The following is a 21914-nucleotide window of genomic DNA, read 5'->3' as shown; positions in this document are numbered from 1 at the left end:
CAAAACCGCCCTCTCGTCCCACCACGGATTCAACCATTGGCTTTCTCCAATTTTTCCGTGTGTTTCAATTCCGTGACAGCGCGGATGCCTGAGGCGAACATGCAAATGCGCATTTCCAATTCAATCTGCTCCAATCGTTGCATGAGCGCATCCAAATCCATATCTGCGGCCGATTTCAACAAGGTTCGGCCAAATCCGGCCAAATCGGCCCCCAACGCAATGGCTTTGGCCGCGTCCACGCCATGATGAAGCCCTCCGCTAGCAATGACCGGAACGTCGGGGACGTGGCGGCGCACATCGATGACACACTGCGATGTGGGAATCCCCCATTCGCGAAAAGCATCCGCCGCGGCAAAGCGGACCGGGTTATGCGAACGATATTTTTCTACTTGGCTCCATGACGTGCCACCTGCACCGGCCACATCGATAAACGCAATTCCCCGCTCAACTAACGCTTTGGCTAATGGGCCGTGAATACCCCACCCCACTTCTTTCACGCCCACCGGGAACTCCAACGCCCGGCACAAGTGTTCTATCTTTTGCAACAGCCCGCTGAATTGGGTGTCCCCTTCCGGCTGAAACACTTCTTGCAGGGGGTTTAGATGTAACACCAAGCCATCCGCCCCAATAAGGTCAACCAAGCGCCGGCAATCGTCCACTTGCAATCCTTTGTTCAATTGCACAGCTCCGATGTTTGCCAAAATCGGAATGTCCGGGGCGAAGTTACGCACTTGAAACGTCTCCAACGCTTCCGCGCACTCCAAAGCGACCCGCATCGATCCCAACCCCAACACCCATCCCCGCGCTTGAGCCGCCTGCGCCAACCGGCGGTTGATTTCACCCGTCTCCTTTGTGCCTCCAGTCATGGAGCTAATGAGCAAGGGCGCTTTCACCTGTTTGCCCAAAAAAGATGTCGCCAAAGAAACCGCGTCGAAATCGAGCTCCGGCAAGGCTTGGTGCCGAAAACGGTACTGTTCAAAGCCGGTGGTGATCGTTTTGCCCGTCACATCACGCTTTAGCACAATATCGATATGTTCCGCTTTGCGGCGTTTCGTTTCATCGGGCCGCTCAAGCATCGCCTTCATCCTTTCGTCACGCTGTCCGTTATCAATAATATCTCCCACCCGGCTGTTTTTGTATCCTGGTAGCAGATCATCGCATGAATACGCATGCAAAAAAAAAAAGCGGCAACGCGCCGAATATCGATTTTAGAGGCATCGGATAGATTGCCACAAACGCAACCTAACGCCGATCCGGTACCACATCTGCCTCTTCTTCTCTTCCCCTCACCTGATCGGTGAAAATATCTACTCTTCTCCCTTCGATTCGAACCGTACGGTTATTCAGCCAGGTTCCATCCGGCCAGCATTCATTTTCTTTAATATATATCTCTTTTGATGGGCGAAAGGGATTCTTATTGCTCGATACTTTCACCCTGGCCAAACACTTGGTCGTGAGGCTGGAAGCATGATTGACGGCGATGGTCAAGCGATACCTGCCGTCCGGGGAATCCACTTCCTTGATCACATCATCATGGGCGATGAGTGTCAACACAAAAAAAGGCTGGGTGAACAGGAACACAGCCCCCATTCCGACCGCCCCCAAGACGGTGATCGCTTTCGTCACCCGCCGATCCCAGTCCTCCGTCCGTTCTTGAACCCAATGGGAGAATGGAATCCTGAAGTGATAATCGGCATACCAATATGCCATGAAACCGGCCAAAAATAACATTTTCAGCAAGAAATCCCCTTGGTACAAAACCACCAAATAAAAAAGGGACACCACCAGATGCGTCGCCAAGGACAAGATGGCTCGGTTGGGACTAAGCTTTAACAGAATCAAGTAGTCGATCCAAAACGTGAGTGGAAATATCACGCCATAGGTAAAGAAAAAATAGGACAGGATGATGACGCTCCAATGAATGGAGTGTCCCGGATATGCGATAATCATCAGACTCAAAACCAGCCACAGGAAAAAGCAAAAGAATCCTTTTCTGATCATATGAAGACCAAAGGATGAAAACCCTTTTGCTTGCCGACTGCTTTGTGCGTAAACTGCCTCCACGGGTCGCCCTCCTTTGACAAAATTGTCCGATCAATCTTCACCATTCACCATTTTTCGCCCCGCAGTTGGCATATTCCTTTTTTTTGCAAGCCGTAAAAAATCTCTGCCGCGTCGGCTGACGGCAAAGAAAAAACCCCTTGATGCCCTAGGAACGGGACTGAAGGGGTTGCCTCACGCTATCCGTCTCTGCGAAAATATCCCATCACTTCAACTGTCTCCATGACATTGACAAATGCTTTGGGATCGATTTCTTTGATCAAGCGCTTCACACCAGCCAGTTCGTAGCGGGAAATGATCATGAATAACACTTTACGCCGTTCACGCGTATAGGCACCTTCACCATCCATGATCGTAATGCCTCGAACCAATTTAGAAATAAGGTGCTCTCTTACCTTTTCACCGTTATCGGTGATGATCATCAATGTTAATTTAAGGTGTTTGGTATGAATCGCATCAATGACTTTGCCGGAAACGAAAATAGACAGCATCGTGTACAATGCGCTATCCCAATCAAACACAAAGCCAGCCACAAAGATGACAATCGCATTTAACGCAAACATGAGCATTCCCGCCGGAAGCTCTTTTTTTCGCGTCAACATAAAGATGATAATGTCGAATCCACCGGTCGAACCGGAAGATTTAAAAATCAAACCCGTGCCGATCCCGGCCAGCACGCCGCCGAAAACCGAAGACAAAATAGGGTCTGACGAAATCGCCTTGATGGGAATCAACAATAAGGCAATCGATGTGACAGTAACCGAAAAAATCGTGTAAAACATAAACCGCTTGCCCAACTTGCAAAATCCGAGCACCATCAGCGGAAGATTGAGGGCGTAGTTGATAATCCCCGTATTGATTGGCGTAATTAGCGCCAACATCATCGCGATGCCCGCAACGCCGCTACTCAGAATCTTGTGTGGCAGCAAAAACATATTCCAAGCGAAAGCGATCAACACGGACGACAGAAAGATGTTCACGAAATTAATCACACGCAGTTTAACCATATCCACCACTTTTTCCAATCCTTTTGTTATCAAATCCATCCATGAGTATACCACCGGCACAGCACCATCGACATGTCACATCGTACACATTTCCACGGTCATTTCTCTGACACCTTGTATGAATACAGCCACACCTGCGCCGCGCTATACTATCAGGTTTCCTACATGCGTTGCCGGATAAACATGAACACCGCGCTCAACAACAAAGCCCCTCTTTTCCGTTTAGAGGGGCTTTGTTGTTGATGTTAATTGTATAAAAACTGCTAGAGAGCTAAGCCAATCGTACCGCGCCTTCATCCAATTTCATCGTGTAGCAACGCACCGGCTCCCCGCCCTTTGGCCGATATACCGCAAACAAGGCGGTTCGTTGCTCCAACACGCGGCCAGTGGCGAGATAAGCATCCAAATCAAACGGCAATATCTCCACCACGGCATGCTTATGCAAGTCCCGTTCGTTCAAGCGGTTTGAAGCAAACTCGTCCGACAAGCGCCCCGGCTGTTCAGCTGCCTGGCGCAACAAGTCGGCATGCGTGGCCTTGTCCATGTTAAAATCCCACCAAACCTTGCGAGGACGTTGTTTGTGGTTCAGGTAATAATCATATTTCATCAAGCCGAGGATTACATCCATCCGCTTGGTTCCGCGCTGTTGCAAAAAATCCCGCAAACGCGTAAACAAATCCTCCAACTGATGGCCGATCTTCCGCCATCCGCGCGCTTCCCAATAATCACCGAATTCCTGGAAAAAATCAAACGGCGATGGGAATTCGTGCCGGATCAAATAGCTGATGGTGTGATCCATGCGGTGGGCATTCCAATATTTCTCCAAAACATCCTCCACCCGCTTGATTCGGACGATGTCCGAAAACGGCAGGTGATCGTTGCCCAAAATTTCATAAGGGGCCCGCTCCATGAAGACGTAATTGTATTTTTCCGCATCATGGCGCATACCCGTCCCCCGTAACATCTTCAAGAAACCGAGCTGCAACTCCTCTGGCTCCAAGGCAAACACATCGTTAAAGGTCTTTTTGAACGTGGTGTAATCCTCCAACGGCAACCCCGCGATCAAATCCAAGTGTTGAGCAATCTTACCGCTTTCTTTCACTTTGGTTACCGTCCGGGCGAGTTTGGTGAAATTTTGGCGCCGCTTCACCAGCAAATTGGTAGGATCGTTGGTTGACTGGACACCGATTTCAAACCTGAAGATGCCCGGCGGCGCATGCTCTGCCAAAAAGTCGAGCACTTCCGGGCGCATGATGTCCGCTGTGATCTCAAATTGAAACACGCAACCTTGGTGGTTGTCGATCAGAAACTGGAAAATTTCCATCGCATAGTCCCGTTTGATATTAAACGTACGATCCACAAATTTAATCAGTTTGGCACCATGGTTGATCAAGTAGAGCAAGTCTTGTTTGGTACGCTCTATATCGAAATAACGGACACCCACTTCAATGCTGGACAGGCAAAACTGGCAACTAAATGGACACCCCCGGCTCGTCTCAAAATAGACGACACGGTTGGGCAAGTGGGCCACATCCTCCGGGAAACGGTGCGGAGATGGCAAGTGATTCAAGTCCAATTTGGGGCGCGGGGGGTTGATCCGTACCTCGTCCCCATCGCGGTAGGCCAAACCCAATACAAAATGGAACTTCTGCTCACCGCGCAATTCGGTCAAAAGTTGGTGAAATGTAGCTTCCCCCTCCCCGACAACAATGAAGTCGACTTGGGGCAGACGCTTCATCCAATAATCAGTGTCATAGGAGACCTCTGGCCCTCCTAGTACAATCTTCACATCCGGCTTCACTTTCTTCAGCATGTCGATCACGGTGATCGTCTCTTCTATATTCCAGATGTAACAAGAGAACCCCACCACATCAGGTTGTCGTCCATACAGGTCGGACACAATGTTCATCACTGGGTCCTTGATGGTGTATTCGACAATCTCGATCTCAAAATCCCGCTCACTGTATGCCTTCAGATAACGCAAGGCCAATGAGGTGTGGATATATTTTGCATTCAATGTAGCTAGCGCGATTTTCATTCGATTCAACCTCATCACTTTGTTCTCAAATCCATTGTCTCCGCGTCGGGAAACAATCCTGCCCCTATTCTACACTGTTCCCAGTTAAAAAGGGAATCTCCACCCATATTTCATCATCCGCCCCTGCCACGGAATATGCTGTAGCATGCACATAGCTAACGCAGAAATGGAGGGTACGGATTGAAATCATCCTCTGTCTTGATCCGGTCCTACTCGTACTCGCCCCGATTCTCGATAAGAAAGGCCCTTGGGGAAGGCTGATTCCATAAGAAAACCCCTGCCGGTCACGGCAAGGGCTTCTTTTATGCCCGAATCACACATCACTTATCTTCTCCCTTTCCGCTTGCTCCCAATCCTCCCGGGTCAGGGCATAGATAAGATGATCCTCCCACACCTGATTGATATATAGATATCGTTTGGACAACCCTTCATAGCGGAAACCCGTTTTTTCAAGAACCCGACTGGATCGTCGATTGCGTGGCATCACCGCCGCTTGCACCCGGTGCAAATCCGCTTCATTGAAGGCAAAACGAAGTGCCAGCCCCACTGCTTCGACCATCAATCCTTTTCCTTGTTGCTCCTCGGCGATGAAATAGCCTAAAGTGCAGTTTTGCCAGGCCCCGCGCACGACATTGCTCAAATTGACCCTGCCTATCAATGAACCCGTCTCATTTAGAAAAATGCCGAACCCATACCCTTGATCCTGATCCCACTTCGCCAAATCGCGCTCAATCACTTCCAGTTGCCCGGCCATCGTAAAATGACTATCAGGAAACCTTGGTTCAAACGGCTCCAAATACTGCCGATTGGCCACCCGCAACTGCAACAGCGCTTCTATATCTTCCCGTTCCAAACGGCGAATCGTGATTCGTTCTGTTGACAGCATGACTCATCTCCGCCCTTTTTTTGCGTATATTCCCAATCATCGGGTTTACAGTATAAATGGGAAATGGTGAGAAAGTCAAAAAACCCGGGTCCTTGATCAACCCGGGCGTGGTGCGTAAATCTAGCTTTATCGGTATGCGTTTTTCACATAATCGGTACTAAATTGGCCCAATCCATTGAAGTAACTATCGGTCAGTCGGGCGGGATCGGTAGCCATGGCCCCACGAGCGACGGAATCATCTTTGTCATCCCATCCCCATGCGGCGTTGGCCGCGTTATCCTTGCCATTGTCTCCAGCAAACGTCCCCCAGCTGGCAAAGGTTTGACTGTCTGAACGGTGATCCCACAATCCCCCGGCTTCAAAAGTGTTCACCAACCGATATTTAACATAGCGGTCATTCCCATGCTCCGGCACCTCTGCCACTGAACGATCTGGGTAGTAGATCACACCATCTCCACCTGGGAATTCTCCACCGTTCCACGCTTTCAGTCCATGCCCCTTCGCTTCTTGGAAAGTAGCCGGGTGCAACGCTCCGTCATAAGTCACCATCCGCAATTGGCCGTCAATATTCTCTTCCCCATCGGTAAGCGGACTGCCTGCTGGAGTGAAAGAATAGAAGTTGGTGTGGAAGACGGTGACCATGCCTTCCAATTTGCCATAGACGCTTCCATCCTTCCGTACAATCGCCATGGCTCCCTCCATATCATTCTCATGTGTGTCCAGCCCGAAATCAGGATAATCCACCCAATCACGCGGATGAAAAAAGCTGTAGACGATATACCAGTGAGTGCCAGTCTCCACGACAGAATAGTATACAGTCGCCCGCAGGCGGCTCAGATCGTCGTCTTGGTTTTCCCAATTGTTTTTGGCGTTCCAATCTCCGTCATAGTCGACCGCTGTCAAGTAATCGGCGTCCGCGTCAGTATCATCCGTATCCTGATAGTGAACGGGAGCCCAGCGATAAGCCAAGTCCAAATCGTCGGCCGCTTTTGCTGGTTGGGGCCATACGGCCGATGTACACACTACCACCGCCGCACAACAAATCCATGTTTTCCATCGGCTAAAATCCATGCGTTCTCCTCCTTTAAATCAATTGTCACACTTTTCGATCTTACTAATAAATTCTTATATCAACAAGAGAATATCCTATAAACCAACAAAAAATTGATCCATTTTTAAAGGAACATGATAAACTATTACCGATATTTAGGAGCCTGATCCAACTGACTGCGCGATGGATCAAGTTTTTGTTGGAGGTTTTCATGGAGAAAGAAAAGTGGCAAATCCCTTTCGATCACCCAGATGCGGTATCCCTCCTCACCCAACGCTTGGATGAGTTGCTGGCGCCGCATTCCCATCGGCCGCTTCTATGCCTGTGCATCGGAACAGACCGCAGTAGTGGCGACACCTTGGGTCCCTTGGTCGGCACGTTGCTAACTGAAGCGCCTTCACCCAAAATCCAAATCTGCGGCACCTTGGCCCAACCAGTCCATGCTTTCAGCTTGAATCAAACGGTCGCCGAAATCAAACAACTCGCCAACGCGCCACTCATTATCGCCATCGACGCCAGCCTAGGCAAACAGAAAGAAGTCGGCATGGTTGAAGTTGGGGAAGGTGCACTTATTCCGGGAAAAGGCGTCGGCAAAAAACTGCCACCGGTTGGGGACATCTATATCAAGGGCATCGTCAACGCTACCGGAGCTATGCCCTCTCACATTCTACAAACCACCCGATTCCATGTGACGTATGAGATGGCAACCAAAATTAGCCGCGCGCTGTTAACCGTGGCCGCGGCCCATAGCACGCCACCCGGCTGAGGTGGCGTATGGCTCAACATTTGTCCTCGAGAATGTTTCCTGATACATTGAAATTATCAGCTAGATCTTTATGCTTGGCCATGTGCAAACATTCTTTTTAACTATCGTCGAAAACGGAGCGGATGAATGATGAGAAAATGGCAAACCACGGCGCAATTGGTTGATCTTTTATGCGAGCTAGTCCATATTCCAAGCATCACCGGCAGTGCGGGAGAGATTATGCTTCCCGGATTGGTGACACAACAACTACGATCCCTTGCTTATTTCCAAGCCCACCCCGATCATATCGAAACCCATCCGACCGGCGATGGGCGCGAATTTGTGACGGCGCTGGTCAAACATCCAAGCAATGTGAGCAAAACGGTTATCTTGATCAGCCATTTCGATGTTGTGGATGTAATCGATTACGGGATATGGGAACAACACGCGTTTGATCCAAAGACGCTCACTTCCCTGTTTCGCGACAATCGGGAGACCCTGCCCGACACGGTCCGGGCCGACCTCGAAACCGGTCATTGGCTTTTCGGCAGGGGCATCATGGATATGAAATGCGGCTTGGCCCTGCACATGGCCATGATTGAACAAGCTTGTTATCAAGCCTTTGACGGCAACGTGTTGTTGTTGACCGTGCCTGATGAGGAGATCAATTCGGTAGGGATGCGGGCGGCAGTTCCCAAACTTTTGGAATTGGCTGAACGGCATGGACTCGTTTACCGAGCTGTCCTAAACTCCGAACCTATGTTCACCCGCTATCCCGGCGATGAAACAAACTATATTTACACCGGTTCCATCGGCAAAGTATTGCCTGGATTCCTGTGTTATGGCAAAGAAACCCATGTCGGTGAACCCTTTGCCGGGTTAAACGCCAACTTCATGGCCTCCAAACTCACCAACGCCCTGGAGTTAAACACCGACTTTTGCGAAAGGATTGGAGAGGAAGTGACGCCTCCCCCGACCAACCAGATGCAAACGGATTTGAAAAAAGATTACTCCGTTCAAATCCCGCACCGAGCAGTCACTTTGTTCAATCTATTCTTATATGATACAGGCATCGATGAACGCGTTACACAGTTGCTCTCACTCGCCCGGGAAGTGGCGGCCGACATCAAAGAAACTGTACTCATGCAGGCGCAGCGGTTTGGCACGTTCACGCCGGCGGAAACGGATATCAACGTGCTTACTTATGAACAACTTTATGCCTATGCGGCGCGCACGCACGGCCAGAACCGCTTGGAACAAACCCTGCAAGAAGCGGTACGCCGGAGCGATCCGGGAGACCAACGGCAAACCACGATAAACATGGTTGATGAACTGGCTATCTTGTGCAAAGAAATGGCTCCCATGATCGTGTTGTTTTTCTCTCCCCCGTATTATCCGGCGGTAAACAGGAGCGATCATCCCTTGATCAAACGGGTTGTTGCTCATATGATCGACACAGCCCAAAAAACGCATGGAGTGGCGCTGAAACACCAGCATTATTTCGGGGGAATTTCTGACCTGAGTTATGTGGGGTTGCAAAGACCCTTGTCCACTTTACTCCCGCTGGTGAACAACATGCCCCTATGGGAGCGCGGCTATGATATTCCGCTGGCCGCGTTGCAACAACTCGATGTGCCGGTGTTAAACTTTGGCCCTGTCGGCAGGGACGCCCATCAATGGACAGAGCGGCTCAATGTCGATTTTGCATTTGATCCAATGATGAAATGGTTGCCTGAATGCATTCAACAGCTTCTAGCCGATGATTGACCACTTGGCCCACATCACCCTGAAAAAACAAGCGGTCAGCCCATGGCTGACCGCTTGTTTTCAATATTCCCCTTTATCCACGATTTCGCCCAATTGACGGGACATCAAATACTCCGTCGCCGCTTGCACATCCCTTGTCAAAAACGGAGGTTTGCCTGGCTCGTATATAATCCATCCCAGCAGTTCCACATCGGCCACATAGCGGTCAATTGTAAACGGACCATACCGAACGGGCTCACCGATCTCAATCCATTCCAGGCTCCATTCTCTCATCGGCGCCAACTCCGTTCACCATTTTACAATATTTGACGGAACACCTTCCTATTTTGTTTCATTTATCGCAAAAAATCCTTGTTTTTTATCTGTTGTTAGTAGAGTGTGTCTGGCCAATCAAGTTGGAGGGGAAGAAGCGGCGGAAAAACCTTTTCTCGATGAGCGCCTCGCCACGCGTGAAGCGAATGAGAAAATGGTTTTGGAGCCGCTGGCCTATTCGGCCTATTTCATCAGACACACCCTAGTGACGGTTTGGCGCAATCTCATTTAATTCGATTCAAATCATATGGCGTTTCTTGGTATACGTAATAATTGAGCCAATTTGAGAACAACAAGTTCCCGTGGGCGCGCCAACGTTGCAGTGGTTGCTGATTGGGGTCATCCTGTGGGAAATAATGTTTAGGAAGCGGCACATCGATCCCTTTGGCCTGGTCTCGTTCATACTCTTCTTTCAATGTGTATAGTTCATATTCCGAGTGGCCCGTCACAAAAATCTGGCGCCCATCTTTGCTGATCACGATATAAACGCCCGCTTCAGGGGATTCTGCCAATATCTCCAGCTCCCCGACCTTCTCGATCTCCTCTCTGCGCACCTCGGACAAACGGGAATGCGGCGCGTAGAAACAATCGTCAAACCCGCGCAACAGCTTAGTGTTTTGCTTACAGATCACATGCTCAAACACACCAAAACACTTTTCTTGCAATCGGTGTTTGGGGATACCGTAATGATGGTACAAGGCGGCATGCGCCCCCCAACAGATGTGCAAAGTGGATGTTACGTGATGCAGTTTCCAATCCATGATCTGCCGCAACTCGTCCCAATAGTTGACCTCTTCGTATTCTAAATGGCCGACAGGAGCGCCCGTGATGATCATGCCATCGTATTTTTGGTGTCGAATTTCATCAAACGTCTTATAAAACATGGCCAAATGTTCCGGCGGCGTATGCCGGGTGGTGTGCGTCTTGGGATGAATCAGGTCAATCTCCACTTGCAGGGGCGAATTCCCCAAAAGGCGTAGGATCTGGGTTTCGGTTGTGATCTTGATGGGCATCATGTTCAAAATGACGATTTTCAGCGGGCGTATATCCTGGCGAAAGGCATCCCGCTCCCCCATGACAAAGATGTTTTCCTGATTGAGAATATCGATTGCCGGCAATTTATCCGGAATTTTGATCGGCACCAGACTCTCCCCCCGTTTCTCCTCGAGCGCATTTTGCTCGCGGGAAATGTTTCGTTATTAAACTTGTAAACCAACATACCACCTAACGCAAGAGGAATAAATAGATTGCGAATATTGAGAAACGACCTGCAATTTGCCGAAGTGAATAACCAAAACATAACTCCTCATCTCCGCCGCGGAAAGTCAATCAGGCTCCCCCCTTCTCTTCTTCTGGCCACCTTCACGGTGTATAATCGAGCATACGAGCGTCATTCCACTTCAGGAGGAACTCAACCATGAATCATCCCATCGAATTATTGCAAGCAATCCCCTTGTTTCAAGGCCTCACGGAAGCTGAGTTGGAAAAACTGTGGGAAATCGTAGGCATCCGCCACTGCCACAAGAAAGAAATCATCTTCAGAGAAGGTGCTGCTAAAACGGCGATTTACATCATTCAAAGCGGCATGGTGAAAACGTACAAAACGGACGACCAAGGGCAAGAACAAATTGTTTGTTTGCTCAGGCAAGGGGACATGTTTCCCCACACCGGTTTCTTCAACCAACTCCCTTACCCAGCGACGGCTGAAACCATTGATCAAACTGTGTTGATATCCATCCCGGTGGAACCGTTTGAACAAGTCATGCTGTCTAATCCCACCATGGCAGTCAAGGTCATGCGAGTGATGGGTAACAAAATCTTAGATTTACAAAAGCAATTGCACGAGTATGTCGGCCATGATGTACAACAGCGCGCGGTCACCTTTTTGTTGGATCTGGCGGACAAATACGGTGAAAATCGGGATGGCACCATTTTAATCAACATTCCGCTCACCCACCAGGACTTCGCCAGCGCCATCGGCACCACCCGTGAAACGGTCAGCCGGCTTTTGAGTCAACTTCGCAAACAAGGGTTGCTCCGTATGGGTCGGAATCAGTTTGTCATCCCGGATCTGGATGCCTTGCGCCATTGGGTAGGTTCTTGAACAACCTGGATGTGCTGTTCACCGCTTGTTCATATAATTTGTGATATCTATCACATACTTCCTCGGCAAATCCATTTACCATGAAAAGAGAACACACATCAGAAGAGAGGGATTTTCCATGTTACAAAAGGAAACGATTCGACTGATTCAAGAATCTGTCCCCTTATTACGTGAATACGGGCACAAAATCACCGCCAATTTTTACAAACGTATGTTCAACGAACATCCCGAATTGCTGAATATCTTCAACCACGCCAATCAACGTAAAGGCCATCAACAGCAAGCCTTGGCCAATGCCGTCTATGCTGCGGCCGCGAACATCACACAATTGGAACAAATCCTGCCGACAGTGAAACACATCGCCCATAAACATCGGAGCATCGGGGTGCTACCGGAGCATTATCCCATCGTCGGCCAAAATTTGCTGTTAGCCATGCGCGACGTGTTACAAGACAAACTGACGGAACCGATGCTGAACGCTTGGCAAGAAACGTATGGAGTCATCGCTGACCTCTTTATCCAAATGGAAGAAGAATTGTATCAGCAAGCCGAACAGCAACCAGGTGGCTGGCGTGGATTCCGGGATTTGGTCGTAACCAAAAAAGTGCGCGAAAGTGAGCACATCACGTCCTTTTATTTGGAGCCAAAAGACGGCCAACCGCTGGCCACCTTCCTACCGGGTCAATATATTAGTGTCAAAGTAGAGATTCCGGGCGATCCCTACACACACATCCGGCAATACAGCCTTTCTGACGACCCCAACGCATCACATTACCGCATCACGGTGAAACAGGAAGAGAATGGCAAAGTGTCGACTTATCTCCATCAAGAAGTCGAAGAAGGAAGTGTGCTGTCTGTCAGCGCCCCAGCCGGCGTGTTCACACTGGAGCAAACCGACTCCCCTGTCATCTTGCTCAGCGCCGGCGTAGGCTTGACACCGCTGTTGAGCATGCTCAAAGCCTTAGCCCAATCTCCCTCTTCACAGCGAGTCATCCATATTCACGCCACGCACAACAGCCAGACACATGCGCTGCGGGAAGAGGTACTCCGCATCGCCAACAGCCATGCCCATATCGAAAACTATTTCTGCTATTCTCAACCTACGGACACGGATCGGTTGAACCGGCTATATGACAAAGAAGGGCTCATTGACGCCGAGTGGCTGAAAACGGTATTGCCGTCCACTGGTCATTTCTATTTGTGCGGGCCGTCGGCGTTCATGCGCGATTGCTACCAAGCACTTCTGTCACTGGGCATTGCTCCGGCCGCGATCCATCATGAAATTTTCGGCCCAGCCGGAGCATGGACCCCACCTGCTGCTGCACCGATGGGAGCAACGCAATAAATGCCGTCTGGAGCTGACTTGCCAACATGCCCCTGTTTTCTCCTTGCTATGCCACAAACACTTGCATCGTCCTTGGCTATGCCCGAACGCATGGCCAAGGACGTTTTGTGTTACTATCAACAGCAAATCTCGCTGATACCCGACTCCTTTTCAAATCCATCAATATCTACTATACAGCCTAAGACGTTTGCTTGCTGAGAATTGGCGTGCGAGTTGGAACCGATTCTCTCCATTGTTTACAATAATTCTACGCGAGAAGCACTCCTTGCCCGCATTACTTTCCTCTTCCCTTGCTTTTCTTGGTGTTTGATCGCGGTTTGAGCGTGACATCGTCATCGTCCTCATCATCCAATATAACGCGATTCGTCTCCTCCTGCGTTTGATTCTCCTCTGACGCAACCGCTGAATCTTCCTCTTGTTTGCGCAGCGTCTCTATTTGCTCTTCTTTTTGATCCAGCTCTTTCTCCAACTGCTCCAGCCGCGCTTTCATTTTTATCGCTTTGTCTTGTTCATAACGCAATTGGGTATAACTTGGCCCAATGATCCCCGACAAAATGACCACGAGGATGAAAATGGCCGCATTCCACTTCCTCCGACCTAGGTCAATTCGCCACTTCCCTAAAGGGATAACCGGTTTTCGATGCCAGCGGCTCGGGTAAACCATGCCAATCAAGGTGTACAACCCCACACACCCAAGAATAAATTCCATTAGCGGCCTCCCACGAGATCATCCAAAATGCAGACAAAGCAACCCGGAATGTTTTTACCTAGGATGGAACACTGCTTCGTCCAAACAGCCCGGCCCTGCTTGGTCTGAATTTTCATTTACCCGAAAATGAAAAAATCAACCCTTCATCCATTCATAATAAACCATTTATTTAAGGCTATTTTTCATGTCTATTGGTTCACGAAAGCTTTGTTTCGTAAACCATTCATTTTTAAAGCGCATGTCATGCTGTATTCTGCACACAAAATCCCCTTTTCGCACCATCCAAACTGATGCTACTTGCATAGGAACACACCTTCGCAAAAATTTAGCCTCTGTTCAGCTTTGATTCATCTGCCATTCAACTTGAAGAGATAAGATTGAATGGAATCATCAAGCAACAGGAGGCACCACTGTGAAGAAACGTTTATGGCGGGCATTGCGCAAATCGTTCCCAATGACGCTCCGTTGGTTTATGGCGATGATCTTTCTCTTATATGGAGGAGTTAAACTAGTTTTTGGACAATTCGGCCACATCCCCTTAAATGAAATCACCCAAGTAGCTGCTCAAAAAGGAGGGATTCGCCATCACTTGGGCTTTTTTTGGTTATTCCCGCCCCTATGAGCTTTTTATCGGTCTCGGGGAAGTGATCCCTGCATTGCTCCTGCTCATCCCTCGTACTGCCACGCTCGGGGCAGTGATGTACTTCCCGGTAGCCCTTAACGTCATGCTCGTAAACTATTTTTACCATATCGGTGTGCATGACCTCAGCACGGTGTTAGTCATCATGAACCTCGTGCTCTTGTGGCTGGACCGACGGAAACTGTTGATGATTTTTTGGAAGAACATCCCTACGGGTCAAGCATCAGAGAAAGGAAGTGAAGTGGCATGACTCCGTTTATCACGAACGGACTGATCATTCTGTTTGTGGTGATCACCCTTTTTTACTTGGTCAAAGATTATGTGGAAGAAAAGAAGAAAACCAAATCCTGAACGCACGGGCCTACTCACCAAAATCAAAGAATCCCCAGCTGATTCAACCAGCTGGGGATTCATGCTTCACATTAAAATTTGAAATGGTCGGGATGTTGCCCAAAGCGGTGATTTTGATTTAATCCATCCAGTCGCGCCATATCCTCAGGCAAAATCTCAAAGTCAAAAATGTCTGCATTTTCCTCAATCCGACTTGGTGTGACAGACTTGGGGATGGTCACCATCCCATGCTGCAAATCCCACCGCAATACCAATTGCGCCGGCGTCTTCCCATATTTTTTCGCCAGCTCCACAATCACTGGCTGATTCACAACATTGCCGCGCATCAACGGACTCCACGCTTCCAACTGAACCTTCTCCCGCCCACAAAAGGCGCGCAACTCCTCCTGTGTCAACAAAGGATGGAATTCCACCTGATTGACTGCTGGCGGCACTTCACAGGTAGCAAGCAACTCCTCCAAATGATGCGTTTGAAAATTGCTTACCCCAATTGCTCGTACCCAGCCATCCCGGTACAACTTCTCCAAGGCCCGCCATGTATCTCGGAACATGCCCGGCACTGGCCAATGAATGAGATACAGATCGAGGTAATCCAAACCCAACTTTTTGCGGCTACGGTCAAAGGCAGCCAGCGTGGCTTCATACCCTTGATCCGTGTTCCACACTTTGGTAGTGACAAACAGTTTATCCCTTGCGATACCTGATTGTTTGAGCGCATGGCCCACGCCGGTTTCATTATGGTAGAAAGCCGCCGTATCCACACTGCGATAGCCTACTTGAAGAGCCGTTTCCACCGCCTGCTCCACTTCTTTGCCTTCTTGTGCCTTATACACCCCCAAACCCAACCAAGGCATTTCCACCCCGTTGTTTAACAAAACACGATCCGTAATGTGACGCACCATCCTTCTACTTCCTTTCCATTCTTCTGATTCATCCCGGGTTCGCCCACCAGGGATGGCAAGCAAGTACATTATACCCACCCTTCCCTGCCCATGAAAGGCAGACCCACAAAGTACGATTGCGCGTTCCGCTCATCCCGGCAAGTTTCCACGCTTATATCGGTCTAGGCAACCTTTGCAGATGCATGCCTTGTTTTTGTACGCTGATGGCACCTGTTCGAGCAGACCCGCAGGAAACGCTTCTATTCTACACCAACAGTCACTGATACGCTGCTCCGCCAGATTGCCGCACTGGTTGTGTTTGCCGCATAGCGGACAAGTTGCCGGATTCACTTCACTACCCATTTCTCCACATCCTTTCTTATCTTCTCCCATCGCCCGGTACCACCGACAAACACTCGGTCGTTCCTCTCCCTTACCAGCAGCCATTCTGTCACTGTCTTCAACCTGTCACACAATATTTTGCAACTATTTCAGAATAAGACACGTCACAATTGAGCAACAACCTCATCACATTCAAAGAAAAACTGGAGGAAAGAAACATGCATTCAGGTAAGCGCCGATCTCAAGCACTCTTGTTCGGCCTGGCTTTCACCCTTTTGGTCGGATGCTGCCGAGTGAAAAAGAAAAAAACCGGCCGACCCCACCTCCCGCTTCAGAATCATCCTCGTAGCGGGCGGCATGGACACGCATGGTTTCGGTCAGCAATGCAAAAGAGCGGGGCACGTAATATAGCCCGGCTTTTTGCGTCTTGCAGGTATGCTAATCTAGCGATTCACTCGCCGAAACGCCATCTTCCATCCTTTTTCCTTTCTCGCCGATTTTATATACAATGGGTAGGTTGAAGGGGAATCAAAGAAAAAGTGGTAATTAGTACAAGACAAGCTGTGAAAGGATGGAGATGGCAGTGGCGACTAGATCAAATGAAGAATTGCAGTTATTGAGCATTCCTTTTCGGAGCAGACTGAATCAATTTATGAGCAGTCTGACCAAAAAGCGGATTGTGTTGAATTGGCACAAGGACAAAGAACGTATACAGCGCAAACTGTATAAGGATGATGTGGATTGTGACACCCAGTTCCTGTTGTGCTTGGCCGATTATTATCATGAGATCAAACCCATCTTGCTGCAATCTTATCGGGAGGAATATCCCGAAGAACCGCCCACGCCAGCCAAATTGAAAGAATGGATGGAAGACTGCGCCATCGCTTCCAGCGTGCTTGGCCACAAAAAAGCCCGCAATGTATGGTTGGAAATCATCCGTGTATTTGAATGGTTGATGGAAGCCAACCTGATCCCGATGAATGAAAAAAACGTATTGATATAAAAAGGCTGAGGATCCCCCTCAGCCCACATTTTACAAAAACCGGTCACCCCATCAGCGTTTCCGTTTTCCCCGATTGGCCAACTGGATGGCTTCAAGAATTTTGCGCTGATATTCATCTTCTTCGGATTGGCGCGCTTCTTGAAGCCGTTTTGCTTCTGCTTGCAACCGCATTCTCTTTCTGTCTAAAATTTCAAGATACTTTTGATCAAAATCATCCCCGCTGTACCCCGCAAACAGGGACATTTTACTCGCATCACTTTGCTTTCTCCTCTGCTGCTGATGCCCACTAAACAATCTCATGTCAAGCCCCCCATCATTTTTTCTGTTTGGGGTGTGTAAAATGATCATGATTACCTTTATACATTTCTTATATGACGGAATGATCGATCGATTCATTCCCCTCCCTTCTTACTATGCGATAAACGGCCAACGCAATTCAATAGGCTCACGCAAATGACATGGATCATTCACCGTTTTGCCCTAGTAGCGCCAAAAAACGTTTTTTCATCAGACAAATAATTCAATTGCTTGATACAATTTAGTATTCTTAAACATAGAGATCATATCTACAAAAAGAATAGAGATATGTAATCCGCATAGAGCGACAACTGGGAGGATTCGCAATGGTAAAAAAGGCGTTATGGGGATTGGCTTTGTTCTGCTCCCTGGTCTTGCTGTGTTTTGGCGCTTTTTTGTTGTATGTGACGCTAACCGATTATGAACCTGAACCGGCCCTGCCCCTCACCGTCATCAATAACGCGAGCCAGAAATTGACCACTGGTGTCCCGTTCACGGTAACCACGTTTAACATCGGCTACGCCGGCTTGGACAAAGACCAAGACTTCTTCATGGATGGAGGAACCCGCTCCCGCGCCGCCAGTAAAGAGCAAACGGCAAAAAACTTGAGCAAGATTCTTTCCTTTTTGAAAAGGGAAGCTTCTTCGTTCTATCTATTGCAAGAGGTGGATGTGGACTCATCCCGAAGCTATCATATCAACCAACAGGCCGCCATGCGGCAACATCTTCCAGACTATGGATTGGTGTTTGCACAAAATTATTTGGTATCATGGGTGCCAGTGCCCGTCTTCGACCCCATGGGTTCTGTCAATGGGGGACTGGTCACCTTATCCAAGTACCAGTTGAAGCAAAGCACCCGATTCTCCCTGTATGGCAAGGAAGATTGGCCACAACAACCATTCGACTTGGACCGGTGTATCATGGAAAATCGGATCCCCTTAGAAAATGGCAAAGAATTGATCCTAGTTAACCTGCATTTGTCTGCCTTCGACAAAGGCGGAAAAGTAAGAAAACAACAACTAGCCTTTTTGAAAGAATTTATGCAGCGCCATGTGCAAGCGGGAAACTATCTGATTCTGGGTGGAGACTGGAACCATCTGATCCCTGGCACAGCCCCCAAACGGTTTAAAGCAAAAGAATCTTGGCCTGAGTGGATGCAAACGATCCCGTCCGACTTTCTGCCAAAAGGGTTTACTTGGGTGGCAGATGGCAGTGTTCCCACATCCAGAACGTTGGCACTCCCTTTTAAGCAGGGAATCAACTTTCAGTCCAACATCGACGGTTTCTTGATCTCATCCAATGTGGAAGTGAAGCGTGTGTACGGCCATTCGCTTCAATTTGAATACAGTGACCACAATCCGGTTACCGCCGAATTTGTATTAAAATAACTAAGCAAAGCATGGAAAAAAGCCGCCGGCCCGCCTAATTGGCGGATGTCAGCGGCTTTTTTCCTGCCCGTGTCACTGTGGCAATTCAATTTCCACCTTTTTGGTGGTCACATGACCCACAGAATCTTTCACTCGAACGATGATCAAATTTTTGCCGGGTTTCAATTGGCCCTTTGTAAACGCATGATGGAACTCAAATAATCCGTCTTCAACATAGTTCACATCTTCGATGATCTGCCAATCTTTCTCTCCAGCGAGACGCCAGCTTACCTCTTCCAGCCAAGCTTCTTTCACTTTGCCCGACAGTTGATCGGCGTCGGCTGTTAATTCGGTGATGACTGGGGCTTTGGTGTCGATGAGGACGAAGAAGTTGGCTTCCGCTTTTTTCCCCAAGTATTCGCATTCGACGATAATCGCGTAATCTCCATCAGGCAACTTCTTCCCTTTGCTGTCTTTCCCATCCCACATCCAATCCGTGTAGCCAGCGGCCGGATTGTTGGTTTGATAAAGCAGATACTTTTTCCCGCCTTCCGAGCTTTCGGCGGTGATTTTCAACGATGATGGCGCCACAGCCAAATAGTACGTCAAGAGCGTAAATTTGTGTTCATCTTTGCCGTTTGGTGAGATGATGTATGCAGATTGTCCCAAACTGGTGATGACTTCATAGCCCTTCGGTTCATTCAAAGCGATGAAGGGAACCTTCAATTCCTGTTTTCCATCTTTCAAAAATACGGCTCCCGTGTAAATCCCGCGGGGCAAGGAAGTGTTGAAGCTCATCGTCACCGGTACCTGCCCCTGTGATTTAGCACCAACTACTAGGGTGGACGGAACAGTCACGCGAATCCCTTTTTTGCCATTGTCTAGCTCTACCCGTACGGCATAGCGTTTAGCTTTACCAGACAGGTTTTCTACCCGTAAGGTTCGATCGATCTTCTTCACCCCAGTTTTGGGCTGTAACAAACCAAAGCTGAGGCGGTTTGAAACGACCAGGGATTGTGTAGTGATCGCCTTGGGCAAATCGATACGCCCAGCTCCCTGCGAAATGGGGGAATACTCTTTCTTCTCCGTATCCTTCAACTCGACCGCCGTATTGGACAAGGCCGATTTTACTTGTTCCGGATTCCAGTCGGGATGCTTCTGCAAAAGCAATGCGGCAGCTCCAGCCACGTGCGGGGTAGCCATGCTTGTTCCGCTCATTTTTCCATATCCCGTTTTCTCCAAGGAACGGGGCAAGGTGCTTACAATGTCGACACCGGGTGCTGTCACATCCGGCTTAACGTCCCAGATGCCGTTGGCCGGTCCGCGCGAACTGAAGTCGACCATTTTTTCCCGTTTGACTGAGCTGAGCTTGATCTCTGTTTTGCCAGCAGCTAGCTGATTCTTGATGTGGGTGCCAAAACCGCCAGAAATCGTCACGATTGGCACAAAGCGCTTCGTGTCCGGCTCGCCATTTTCATCTGTTTCCATCGGGATGGCAAACCAGTCACCTTTGAGGTGATTATAGATGATTACAGCCGCCGCTCCAGCTCGTTTGGCGTTTTCGGCAACCGACTGTACATCATCACCGCTCCGTTGAACCAATGCGATCTTGCCTTTGGCATCGATTTTTTTGAAGTCAGACTTTTTACCTTTTCCTGCATCTACTAGCTGATACGTTCCCTTCAATGGAAACTGGGGCGATGAAGTGATTAAATTGGTCTCCATTTTCTTGTTGTCCCCGACTACCTGCACAACCGGGGAAGGAATGATCTTCGTTGAAGCCCCGACGGAGATAATATTGGGGGATGCGGCAGGTGCTCCGACACTCCAGGTAGCGGGACCCGCATTGCCGTTGGCAACAACGACCACAATCCCTTTTTTGATGGCCCGTTCAAGGGATTGAGATACCGCTTCATCCGGCACATTGACATCCATCCCCAAAGAGAGGTTCATCACATCGGCTCGGTCTTTGACCGCTTGCTCGATCCCACTGATAACCCAGTCCGTGGTTCCACCGCCATGCGCCCCCAATACCCGGTAAGCCAACAGGGATGCTTCGGGAGCCACCCCTTTGATTTTCCCGTTGGCCGCGATGGTGCCGGCGACATGGGTGCCATGCCCCACTTCATCCTGCGGAATCTTGTCATTTTCTACAAAGTCATATCCGCCAATCATATTCTTTTTCAGATCGGGGTGATTCATATCCACGCCCGAATCGATGACAGCAACTTTGATGCCTTTGCCGGTGACCGCCTGTTTTCGGCCATCGTGCATCTTCCAAACATCTGGTGCTCCGATCAGCGGGGCACTTTTAGACATCAAGGCTTTGTAAGTACGTATGGGGTGGATGCGTTTCACACCGGGCAAAGCGGCCACTTTTTGCAAGTCATCCCCTTTGAGGGTGACAGCCATGCCCGAGAAGACCGTATCATAGGTACGTTTCACCCTCAGGCCAGGAGAGCGTTCTTTCATTTCTGCAATCAACTGCTTTTGTTTTTGGCCCAAGTATTTGCGATACTCCCCTTCGCTTTTTGCCGGCACCTTCTTGGTTTTAGACAAAGAACTGTACACCACGGTTGGCGCTTCGCTCATCTCAATGATGACAGAAGCCTGTTTCCCTTTGCTGGCAACCACACCCGGCGCCAATTTATTTTTTTGCGCTGCTGCCGCAACATGAGGAGTAGGCGATGCGACGACAGCCAGACTCCCCCATCCCCCCGTTCCCAGCACAAGAGTGGCACACAATACATAAGGGATAAGCTTTTTCACGGTGAATCCCCTCCGTATAATCAAACATTTTAATAAATGAAAATGTTCATCCTACAGACAACTAGTTCACCTTTTCTCTTTAATCACCACCTTTATAAAAATTTTTAAATTTAAATTAAGTATAAATCTATACCTGGGAAAAGTTGTTTCGAAATCGTTACATAAATGCTACGAAAGTTTGTTGTTAACAAATTTGTTGCTTTTTCCCTTCTTGGCGCCCCAGACAATCTCGTTGGTCA

The 21914-nt window shown here is 49.0% G+C and carries 19 protein-coding genes and 1 pseudogene; 7 read left to right on the top strand and 13 right to left on the bottom strand.

Going from position 1 to position 21914, the window contains the following annotated elements; all coding sequences use genetic code 11:
* Positions 1–29: 29 nt before the first annotated feature.
* The 6 genes from fni to QQZ12_RS03350 form a co-directional block, all read right to left on the bottom strand.
* Entirely contained in the window at positions 30–1076 is a 1047-nt protein-coding gene (gene fni / locus QQZ12_RS03375; RefSeq protein WP_284723978.1) for a type 2 isopentenyl-diphosphate Delta-isomerase, read from the bottom strand.
* 166 nt (positions 1077–1242) lie between these two features.
* Positions 1243–2064, bottom strand: a complete 822-nt coding sequence (locus QQZ12_RS03370) for a DUF5412 family protein (RefSeq protein ID WP_102991998.1) — start codon at positions 2062–2064, stop codon at positions 1243–1245.
* A 176-nt stretch (positions 2065–2240) separates the two neighbouring features.
* Positions 2241–3053: a YitT family protein gene (locus QQZ12_RS03365; RefSeq protein ID WP_029071762.1), complete on the bottom strand. Its 813-nt coding sequence runs from the start codon at positions 3051–3053 to the stop codon at positions 2241–2243.
* Positions 3054–3339: 286 nt separating this feature from the next.
* Positions 3340–5106, bottom strand: a complete 1767-nt coding sequence (locus QQZ12_RS03360; RefSeq protein WP_102991997.1) for a B12-binding domain-containing radical SAM protein — start codon at positions 5104–5106, stop codon at positions 3340–3342.
* Between the two features lie 313 nt (positions 5107–5419).
* Positions 5420–5992 carry a GNAT family N-acetyltransferase gene (locus tag QQZ12_RS03355; protein WP_102991996.1) on the bottom strand — a complete coding sequence of 191 codons (573 nt, stop codon included), beginning with the start codon at positions 5990–5992 and terminating at the stop codon, positions 5420–5422.
* A 126-nt stretch (positions 5993–6118) separates the two neighbouring features.
* Entirely contained in the window at positions 6119–7063 is a 945-nt protein-coding gene (locus QQZ12_RS03350; protein ID WP_284723977.1) for a hypothetical protein, read from the bottom strand.
* Positions 7064–7254: 191 nt separating this feature from the next.
* Here QQZ12_RS03350 and yyaC point away from each other — a divergent pair, with 191 nt between their 5' ends.
* A complete protein-coding gene (gene yyaC / locus QQZ12_RS03345; RefSeq protein WP_284723976.1) occupies positions 7255–7809 on the top strand; it encodes a spore protease YyaC in 555 nt (184 codons plus the stop codon).
* Between the two features lie 129 nt (positions 7810–7938).
* The gene (locus QQZ12_RS03340) at positions 7939–9555 is read left to right on the top strand and encodes a M20/M25/M40 family metallo-hydrolase (RefSeq protein WP_102993796.1); all 1617 of its coding nucleotides are present in this window, start codon (positions 7939–7941) and stop codon (positions 9553–9555) included.
* Positions 9556–9615: 60 nt separating this feature from the next.
* On the opposite strand, the gene QQZ12_RS03335 is transcribed toward QQZ12_RS03340, so the two are convergent.
* Both QQZ12_RS03335 and metA read right to left on the bottom strand, forming a co-directional pair.
* Positions 9616–9828, bottom strand: a complete 213-nt coding sequence (locus QQZ12_RS03335) for a hypothetical protein (RefSeq protein ID WP_102991994.1) — start codon at positions 9826–9828, stop codon at positions 9616–9618.
* 263 nt (positions 9829–10091) lie between these two features.
* Positions 10092–11009 carry a homoserine O-acetyltransferase MetA gene (gene metA, locus QQZ12_RS03330; RefSeq protein WP_284723975.1) on the bottom strand — a complete coding sequence of 306 codons (918 nt, stop codon included), beginning with the start codon at positions 11007–11009 and terminating at the stop codon, positions 10092–10094.
* Between the two features lie 275 nt (positions 11010–11284).
* Between metA and QQZ12_RS03325 the strand changes: the two genes are divergently transcribed.
* Positions 11285–11971: a Crp/Fnr family transcriptional regulator gene (locus QQZ12_RS03325; RefSeq protein WP_102991992.1), complete on the top strand. Its 687-nt coding sequence runs from the start codon at positions 11285–11287 to the stop codon at positions 11969–11971.
* A gap of 118 nt (positions 11972–12089) precedes the next feature.
* On the top strand, positions 12090–13316 hold the full coding sequence (gene hmpA, locus QQZ12_RS03320) for an NO-inducible flavohemoprotein (RefSeq protein WP_106341957.1): 1227 nt from the start codon (positions 12090–12092) through the stop codon (positions 13314–13316).
* A 274-nt stretch (positions 13317–13590) separates the two neighbouring features.
* Here the strand turns inward: hmpA and QQZ12_RS03315 are convergent, their stop codons facing one another.
* The gene (locus tag QQZ12_RS03315) at positions 13591–14025 is read right to left on the bottom strand and encodes a hypothetical protein (protein WP_284723974.1); all 435 of its coding nucleotides are present in this window, start codon (positions 14023–14025) and stop codon (positions 13591–13593) included.
* Between the two features lie 454 nt (positions 14026–14479).
* Between QQZ12_RS03315 and QQZ12_RS03310 the strand changes: the two are divergent.
* Positions 14480–14915: pseudogene (locus tag QQZ12_RS03310) on the top strand (hypothetical protein).
* Positions 14916–15087: 172 nt separating this feature from the next.
* Here QQZ12_RS03310 and QQZ12_RS03305 read toward each other — a convergent pair.
* Positions 15088–15918: an aldo/keto reductase gene (locus QQZ12_RS03305; protein ID WP_102993795.1), complete on the bottom strand. Its 831-nt coding sequence runs from the start codon at positions 15916–15918 to the stop codon at positions 15088–15090.
* A gap of 129 nt (positions 15919–16047) precedes the next feature.
* Complete coding sequence (locus QQZ12_RS03300; protein ID WP_223248055.1) at positions 16048–16290, bottom strand: cysteine-rich CWC family protein; 243 nt, start codon at positions 16288–16290, stop codon at positions 16048–16050.
* A 532-nt stretch (positions 16291–16822) separates the two neighbouring features.
* Between QQZ12_RS03300 and QQZ12_RS03295 the strand changes: the two genes are divergently transcribed.
* Positions 16823–17242, top strand: a complete 420-nt coding sequence (locus tag QQZ12_RS03295) for a hypothetical protein (RefSeq protein WP_022735978.1) — start codon at positions 16823–16825, stop codon at positions 17240–17242.
* Between the two features lie 51 nt (positions 17243–17293).
* On the opposite strand, the gene QQZ12_RS03290 is transcribed toward QQZ12_RS03295, so the two are convergent.
* On the bottom strand, positions 17294–17542 hold the full coding sequence (locus tag QQZ12_RS03290; protein ID WP_284723973.1) for a hypothetical protein: 249 nt from the start codon (positions 17540–17542) through the stop codon (positions 17294–17296).
* 323 nt (positions 17543–17865) lie between these two features.
* Here QQZ12_RS03290 and QQZ12_RS03285 point away from each other — a divergent pair, with 323 nt between their 5' ends.
* A complete protein-coding gene (locus QQZ12_RS03285) occupies positions 17866–18927 on the top strand; it encodes an endonuclease/exonuclease/phosphatase family protein (RefSeq protein WP_284723972.1) in 1062 nt (353 codons plus the stop codon).
* Positions 18928–18999: 72 nt separating this feature from the next.
* Here QQZ12_RS03285 and QQZ12_RS03280 read toward each other — a convergent pair whose 3' ends face one another.
* Positions 19000–21675 (bottom strand): S8 family serine peptidase, encoded by a 2676-nt coding sequence (locus tag QQZ12_RS03280; protein ID WP_284723971.1) that lies wholly within the window; start codon positions 21673–21675, stop codon positions 19000–19002.
* Positions 21676–21914 lie beyond the last annotated feature (239 nt).

This window comes from Laceyella tengchongensis, assembly GCF_900182735.1.
Lineage (GTDB): Bacteria > Bacillota > Bacilli > Thermoactinomycetales > Thermoactinomycetaceae > Laceyella > Laceyella tengchongensis.
The sequence above is the reverse complement of the archived record's forward strand: the minus strand, read 5'-3'. Positions and strand labels throughout refer to the sequence as shown.

What these genes read in the sequence shown, in the direction of transcription:
- fni (WP_284723978.1), bottom strand. Translation starts at nt 1,076, where the DNA reads ATGCTTGAGCGGCCCGATGAAACGAAACGCCGCAAAGCGGAACATATC.
- QQZ12_RS03360 (WP_102991997.1), bottom strand. Translation starts at nt 5,106, where the DNA reads ATGAAAATCGCGCTAGCTACATTGAATGCAAAATATATCCACACCTCA.
- QQZ12_RS03355 (WP_102991996.1), bottom strand. Translation starts at nt 5,992, where the DNA reads ATGCTGTCAACAGAACGAATCACGATTCGCCGTTTGGAACGGGAAGAT.
- QQZ12_RS03350 (WP_284723977.1), bottom strand. Translation starts at nt 7,063, where the DNA reads ATGGATTTTAGCCGATGGAAAACATGGATTTGTTGTGCGGCGGTGGTA.
- yyaC (WP_284723976.1), top strand. Translation starts at nt 7,255, where the DNA reads ATGGAGAAAGAAAAGTGGCAAATCCCTTTCGATCACCCAGATGCGGTA.
- QQZ12_RS03340 (WP_102993796.1), top strand. Translation starts at nt 7,939, where the DNA reads ATGAGAAAATGGCAAACCACGGCGCAATTGGTTGATCTTTTATGCGAG.
- QQZ12_RS03335 (WP_102991994.1), bottom strand. Translation starts at nt 9,828, where the DNA reads ATGAGAGAATGGAGCCTGGAATGGATTGAGATCGGTGAGCCCGTTCGG.
- QQZ12_RS03325 (WP_102991992.1), top strand. Translation starts at nt 11,285, where the DNA reads ATGAATCATCCCATCGAATTATTGCAAGCAATCCCCTTGTTTCAAGGC.
- hmpA (WP_106341957.1), top strand. Translation starts at nt 12,090, where the DNA reads ATGTTACAAAAGGAAACGATTCGACTGATTCAAGAATCTGTCCCCTTA.
- QQZ12_RS03315 (WP_284723974.1), bottom strand. Translation starts at nt 14,025, where the DNA reads ATGGAATTTATTCTTGGGTGTGTGGGGTTGTACACCTTGATTGGCATG.
- QQZ12_RS03305 (WP_102993795.1), bottom strand. Translation starts at nt 15,918, where the DNA reads ATGGTGCGTCACATTACGGATCGTGTTTTGTTAAACAACGGGGTGGAA.
- QQZ12_RS03300 (WP_223248055.1), bottom strand. Translation starts at nt 16,290, where the DNA reads ATGGGAGAAGATAAGAAAGGATGTGGAGAAATGGGTAGTGAAGTGAAT.
- QQZ12_RS03290 (WP_284723973.1), bottom strand. Translation starts at nt 17,542, where the DNA reads ATGAGATTGTTTAGTGGGCATCAGCAGCAGAGGAGAAAGCAAAGTGAT.
- QQZ12_RS03285 (WP_284723972.1), top strand. Translation starts at nt 17,866, where the DNA reads ATGGTAAAAAAGGCGTTATGGGGATTGGCTTTGTTCTGCTCCCTGGTC.